The sequence below is a fragment of the Bradyrhizobium sp. F1.4.3 genome, assembly GCF_040548375.1.
Taxonomy (GTDB): domain Bacteria; phylum Pseudomonadota; class Alphaproteobacteria; order Rhizobiales; family Xanthobacteraceae; genus Bradyrhizobium.
The window spans coordinates 1-6,865 of sequence record NZ_JBEPRN010000038.1 but is presented as its reverse complement, the minus strand read 5'-3'; the positions used below and the strand labels follow the sequence as shown (position 1 = coordinate 6,865).

At 62.6% G+C, this 6,865-nt stretch carries 3 protein-coding genes; 1 reads left to right on the top strand and 2 read right to left on the bottom strand.

The features are described from left to right. Positions 1 to 704: 704 nt before the first annotated feature. Both ABIB73_RS37405 and ABIB73_RS37400 read right to left on the bottom strand, forming a co-directional pair. Positions 705 to 1,127: a hypothetical protein gene (locus tag ABIB73_RS37405; RefSeq protein ID WP_354232463.1), complete on the bottom strand. Its 423-nt coding sequence runs from the start codon at positions 1,125 to 1,127 to the stop codon at positions 705 to 707. Positions 1,128 to 1,273: 146 nt separating this feature from the next. Beyond that, positions 1,274 to 5,038, bottom strand: a complete 3,765-nt coding sequence (locus ABIB73_RS37400; protein WP_354232462.1) for a vitamin B12-dependent ribonucleotide reductase — start codon at positions 5,036 to 5,038, stop codon at positions 1,274 to 1,276. 780 nt (positions 5,039 to 5,818) lie between these two features. Between ABIB73_RS37400 and ABIB73_RS37395 the strand changes: the two genes are divergently transcribed. Continuing rightward, positions 5,819 to 6,715 (top strand): DMT family transporter, encoded by an 897-nt coding sequence (locus ABIB73_RS37395; RefSeq protein WP_354232460.1) that lies wholly within the window; start codon positions 5,819 to 5,821, stop codon positions 6,713 to 6,715. Positions 6,716 to 6,865 lie beyond the last annotated feature (150 nt).

The window sequence follows — 6,865 nt, the reverse complement described above, 5'->3', positions numbered from 1 at the left end:
TCGAAGCCGTGTTCGCGCACAACAAGGCACGATAACCCGTCGTGGCAACCGCCCTGTCACCGAGATTATCGTGTCTCACTTGAGGGGTGCAGTCCGGTGCACTTAACTAGCAGCGACCAAACGTGAACCGAAGCCGCAAATTCGGCATGGCGACGATGGCGAATGAATTGAATGCACTGGATTGCACCCCTGTCAGCGTAATTCCGAGCTGCGGCGGACAAGTCGCTCCGCCCGCGCTACGAGCCAACAGGCCAAGCCTAAAAGCTGGCGCCTGACGCCATCAGCACTGCACCGGCGGCCATCAGAACAATTCCCGGCCAGTTCGATGCGATCCCAAGAAATCCCAGGCCTCGGCGAGGCGGTTCCAGCGTGTCGCGAGCCTGTCGAGAGGAATCCCGACCGCTAAGGGGTCCCCGCCAAATAGTGGCGCGCACTATGTACAGGAGTCCGCAGAAGATGAGCAGCGCGCCAAGTCCCGTCAGGAACATCTTCGCCTCTCAACTTGTCGCTGCCACCCATAACATATCTCAAAGCAATGGAGGACGATTGGTTCCGCTACTTCAAGCGCCGCAGGATGGGTTGAGCCTTGGCGAAACCCATCGCATTTGCCACAGCAATTGATGGGTACACCTAATTGTGTCGCTGTCCACCAAACGAGCCGAAGCCGCAGATTCGGCAGGGCGGAGCGAGAATTTAATGCACTGTCACCGTAACACTAGTTTTTCGACGCCTGCTCGTACCATTCTGTGCGTCGCAAGTGAGGTGTTTGATTGTTCAGCAAAGAGAGCCTGAACTAGAAAATCGTAGTCATTCAGCAAATAGGTCGCAGCCTTCTGCTGCCAGCGAATGCCTCGCCGATGGCCTGCAACGGTTATGCCTTCACCAGCGGAGCCCGCCCGAAGCCCGGCCAGAGCATGACGTTCGCTTATCTTCGCAATCGTCGGGTTGAGCATGAGCGCCCGGTGCGCAGAAATGCGGTGCGCCGTTTCCCCGAGCGCATCCTCGATTCTGACCGCTAATCGGGTCTTGCCGCTACCATTCGCGCCCACAAATAAGAGCGATGTTCCTGGCGCGACCGTATAGTTCACGGCGCCGGACGGGGTAGGTATCGAAAATTCAAACGACATGGCACACTTTGCGTTGAGTTCGATCTTGATTGGAATCTAAGCTGGTTGTCAGTACTTCGGTAGTCACCTAAGGGAGCCCGCAATGAAAAGGCCGCTCTTGCGAGCGGCCTTTGGTCAGCTACTTCATCAATCGAGGTATCTGATAATCACGAACACCCCGTCGTGCTGCCGCAAGTATCGCACTTCATACAAGTCCCGTTCCGCACCAGCGTGAAGTTGCCGCACTCCGAGCACATCTCGCCTTCGTAGCCCTTGGCCTTGGCTTCCGCGCGGCGCTCGGCCTTGCTGGGGGCTGCGGTCTGTGCGGAGCCCGACTTGCTCCACTGGAGGGCTTCGAGCTTCTCGGTGGGCGAGAGGTCGTGGTTGACTTCCTGCTTCAGCGCGACTGCGCCTTCCAGGGTCTCGCCGACACGGGCCGAGGCGCCGTGCGAGGCGAGCGACGTGACCTTGGAGCCGCCGGCAGGCGCGCTGTCATTGCCCTGGGCGACCGCGGTCGAACCGCCGCGCATCACCACGAGGTTGTCGGTGCGGGAGCGGGTGAGACCGCGCGACACCAGCTTGGTGGCGTGGTGGGTCTCGTCCGGCTCCTTGCCTTCCTCGACGCCCTTGCCGAGCGCGTCGAAGTTCGACTCGGTCGGATCGACATGGGCGAGATCGAAGCGCGACATGTAGCTCACCGCCAGCTCGCGGAAGACGTAGTCGAGGATCGAGGTCGCGTACTTGATCGAGTCGTTGCCCTGCACGGGGCCCGCCGGCTCGAAGCGGGTGAAGGTGAAGGCGTCGACATATTCGTCGAGCGGCACGCCGTACTGGAGACCCAGCGACACCGCGATGGCGAAGTTGTTGATGAAGGAGCGGAGTGCTGCGCCTTCCTTGTGCATGTCGATGAAGATCTCGCCGATGCGGCCATCGTCATACTCGCCGGTTCGCAAGTACACCTTGTGGCCGCCGACGACCGCCTTCTGGGTGTAGCCCTTGCGGCGATCCGGCATCTTCTCGCGCTCGCGCATCACGATGATGCGCTCGACCAGCTTCTCGACGATTTTTTCCGAGACCTGGGCGGTGCGCGCCGCCATCGGCTTGTCGTAGAGATGCTCGGTCGCATCGTCCTCGTCCTCATCATCGCTGATGAGCTGCGAGTTGAGCGGCTGCGACAGTTTTGAGCCGTCGCGGTAGAGCGCGTTGGCCTTCAGCGCCAGCTTCCACGACAGCATGTAGGCGGACTTGCAGTCCTCGACAGTCGCGTCGTTCGGCATGTTGATGGTCTTGGAGATCGCGCCCGAGATGAAGGGCTGGGCCGCCGCCATCATGCGGATGTGGCTCTCGACCGACAGGTAGCGCTTGCCGATCTTGCCGCAGGGGTTGGCGCAGTCGAACACCGCGTAATGTTCTGCCTTGAGGTGGGGAGCTGCCTCGACCGTCATCGCGCCGCAGATGTGGACGTTGGCCGCCTCGATCTCGCGCTTAGTGAAGCCGACGGCCTGGAGCAGGTCGAAGCCGGGGGCCGCGATCGCCTCGGCACCGATGCCGAGCTGGTCGCGGATGAAATCCTCGCCAAAGGTCCACTTGTTGAAGGCGAACTTGATGTCGAAGGCGGTCGGCAGCGCCTTCTCGACCTTGGCGATGGCTTCGTCGGTAAAACCCTTGGCCTTCAGCGTCGAGGCGTTGATGCCGGGCGCGTTGGAGAGGGAGCCGTGGCCGACGGCATAGGCCTCGATCTCGGCAATGTCAGCCTCGCGATAGCCGAGCGCGCGGAGCGCTGCGGGCACAGCGCGGTTGATGATCTTGAAGTAGCCGCCGCCGGCGAGCTTCTTGAACTTCACCAGCGCAAAATCCGGTTCGATGCCGGTGGTGTCGCAATCCATGACCAGGCCGATCGTGCCGGTCGGCGCGATCACCGTGGTCTGGGCGTTGCGATAGCCGTGCTTCTCGCCGAGCTCGAGCGCGGCATTCCAGGCCTGTTGCGCATGCGTGACCAAATCGGCCTGCGGGCAGGAGACCAGATCCATCGGCACCGGGTTGACGCTGAGCGCCTCGTAGCCGTTGGACTGGCCATGGGCGGCGCGGCGGTGGTTGCGGATCACGCGCAGCATGTGCTGGGCGTTCTTCTTGTAGCCCGGGAAGGTGCCGAGCTCGGAGGCGATCTCCGCCGAGGTCTTGTAGGTGATGCCGGTCATGACCGAGGTCAGCGCGCCGCAGAGTGCGCGGCCTTCCTTGCTGTCATAGGGCAGGCCCATGGTCATCAGGAGGCCGCCGATATTGGCGTAGCCGAGGCCCAGCGTGCGGAACTCGTAGGAGAGTTCCGCAATCGCCTTCGACGGGAACTGCGCCATCATCACGGAGATTTCGAGGACCAGGGTCCAGAGCCGGCAGAGATGCTCGTAACCCTCGACGTCGAAATGCTTGGTCGTGGTGTTGTAGAACGTCAGCAGATTGGCGGAGGCGAGGTTGCACGCCGTGTCGTCCAGGAACATGTATTCCGAGCACGGATTGGACGCGCGGATGTCGCCGGACGCCTTGCAGGTGTGCCAGTCGTTCATGGTGGTGTTGAAGTGCAGGCCCGGGTCGGCCGACGCCCAGGCGGCGTAGCCGATCTTCTCCCAGAGGTCGCGCGCCTTCAGCGTCTTCGTCACCTTCTTGGAGGTGCGGGCGTTCAGGTTCCAGTCACCGTCGGTCTCCACCGCGCGAAGGAAGTCGTCCTTCAGCGAGACCGAGTTGTTGGAGTTCTGGCCGGACACGGTGAGATAGGCTTCCGAATCCCAGTCGGTGTCGTAGACGTCGAACTGGATGTCCTTGTAGCCCTGCTTGGCGAACTGGATGACGCGCTTGATGTAGTTGTCGGGCACGAGGCTGCGGCGCGCGAGCTTGATCTCGCGGCGCAGCGCCGGGTTCTTCTCGGGATCGAAGCAGTCGTCGCCAGAGCCTTCGCAGTTGACGCAGGCCTTCAGCACCGCCTTGAGGTGCTTCTGGTTGATCCTGGATCCGGTGACGAGGGCGGCAACCTTCTGCTCCTCCTTCACCTTCCAGTCGATATAGGTCTCGATATCGGGGTGATCGACGTCGACCACGACCATCTTGGCGGCGCGCCGGGTGGTGCCGCCCGACTTGATCGCGCCGGCTGCGCGGTCGCCGATCTTGAGGAAGCTCATCAGGCCGCTTGAGCGGCCGCCGCCGGAGAGTTTTTCGCCTTCGCCGCGCAGGCGGGAGAAGTTGGAGCCGGTGCCGGAGCCGTATTTGAACAGGCGCGCCTCGCGGACCCAGAGGTCCATGATGCCGCCCTCGTTGACGAGGTCGTCACTGACGCCCTGGATGAAGCAGGCATGCGGCTGCGGATGCTCATAGGCCGACTTGGACTTGGTCAGCTTGCCGGTGAAGGGGTCGACGTAATAATGGCCCTGGCCGGGGCCGTCGATGCCATAGGCCCAATGAAGACCGGTGTTGAACCATTGCGGCGAGTTCGGCGCGACCATCTGCATGGCGAGCATGTAGCGGATCTCGTCATAGAAGGTCTGGGCGTCTTCATCGTTGGTGAAATAGCCGCCCTTCCAGCCCCAATAGGTCCAGCAGCCGGCGAGGCGGTCGAACACCTGTTTTGCGCTGAGCTCGCTGACGAAGCGCTCTTTCTCAGGCAGCTGGCTAAGCGCCTCTGTGTCGGGCACGGAGCGCCACAGGAAGGAGGGGACGGATTCCTCCTCGACCTTCTTCAGGCGCGCGGCAACGCCGGCTTTACGGAAATACTTCTGGGCCAGAACGTCGGAGGCGACCTGCGACCACTCGGTCGGCACTTCGACATTGTCCAGTTTGAACACGACCGAGCCGTCGGGATTCCGGATCTCCGACGTGGTCTGCCGGAAATCGATCCCGGCGTAAGGTGACTGTCCCGTGGTGGTGTGGCGCCGCTCAATCCGCATGGTCTTGCCCCGTCCTTATTGTGACCGGTCCCGCCTCCGTTCAGGCGTGCCGGGTCTCATTGCTCTTCGCGAATCCTCGAAGGCCTTTTCGGCCCCAAAGCTTCGCAGTTCAGCCTTCGTAGTTCAGCCGGTGGTTTCCGGCCCGATCTCTCCCGGCGCGATTGCTTCGGTGCGTGCACCTCGCATCCGCCAGCATGTCCAGACGCATCCGCCCCAAAGCGATGCACCCGACATGCGTTCAACGCCCCACAACGTCACGTCTTCAACGACTGCCATCCGGACCTGTTTCCAGCCCGTTCTGGCGCCCGAAAAGTCCGCTTTTCGAGGGCAGACAAGCCCTCTTCCCGCTGCCTTCGTCTGGCCTGGCGGAGTGCAGTTTTGCGAACCCTTTGGGGGAGTGCCGGCGGGACGCAAACACACTCGCGCCGAACGGTCCGAAAGCTAGGACTCTCCGTTGCGCACGTCAAGAACTAGTACGAGTTCCTGAATCAAATACTAAATATGGTGGATTGTGGGGGATAACAGGGGGCAAGCCCGCGCCTGTTGTGGAGGCAAGTATCGGTGAGTCCTCAGGGATTCGAAACCAAAAAAATTGTCTCGCGCGACCATATGGAGGCTTCATCCCGCTGTTCACAGGGCAGGTATATTTTTAGGGACTGGGGTTGCCTCGGCAGGACTCACGTAGGGCTACGGAAGGCGAGGGCAGGCATGCCCGCCGAGGTGGTGGTGTGGGGTGCGAATCCGCGCCAAATTACCCCCGCTTTCTGCTGGGTACCCCATATGCTTGATTCGACTCGCCGGGATGCGCGGCCGCGCATCGCCCCGGCCGGCCTGATGTTCCTCGCCATCACCTCGGTCGGCTGGGGTTTCAACTGGCCGGTGACGAAATTCCTGCTGGCCGAGCTGCCGCCGCTGACGTTGCGCGGGGTGACCGGTGTGTTAGGGGCGGTGCTGCTGGCGGCGCTCGCCCTGATCCGCGGCGACAGCCTGAAGGTCGCAGCCGAGATCTGGCCGCGGCTCCTGGTCGCAGGCCTCCTCAACGTCACCGGCTGGATGGTGCTGATGGGGCTTGCGCTGCTCTGGTTGCCGGCCAGCGAGGCGGCGCTGATCGCCTACACCATGCCGGTCTGGGCCTCGCTGATCGCCTGGCCGGTGCTCGGCGAGCGGCCGACATTGTTGCGCACCGTCGCGCTGGTGATGGCCTTTGCCGGCCTCGCCTCGATCATGGGCGGCAACGGCTTTGCCGCCAGTGAAGCCAAACTCCCCGGCATCGTCATGGCCCTGGTCGGCGCCGCCGGCTTTGCGCTCGGCACGGTGCTGCTGAAGAAATACCCGATCCACCTGCCGCCGATCACGGCGGCGGCCTGGCAGATCGGGACCGGCTGCCTGCCGGTCGCGATCGTGGGCCTCCTGTTCGAGACCTCGCATCTGGAGCTGGTGACGCCGGTCGGCTGGGCGCTGCTGGTCTATTCGACGGTGGTGCAGTTCTGCGTCGCCTATGTCAGCTGGTTCGCCGCGCTCTCCCGCCTGCCAGCCTCGGTCGCCGCGATCGGCACCATGGCGGTGCCGGTGATCGGCGTGGTGACCTCCGCGATCGCGCTGCACGAGCCGCTCGGCCCCGGGCAGATCGCGGCGCTGATCTTCACGCTCGCGGGCGTGGTGCTGGCGACGCGTTAGATTCTTGTTTGACGCGTTTTTTTCACGCGAACCGGTATCCACTTCGCTCGAAAACGCTCTAGGGTCTGTTGAGATTCAGGATTCACAGATTGGAACATCCGTGATTCAAGCTCCGAAAGGAGCTTTGGATGCACCGATTCGTTTTGACGG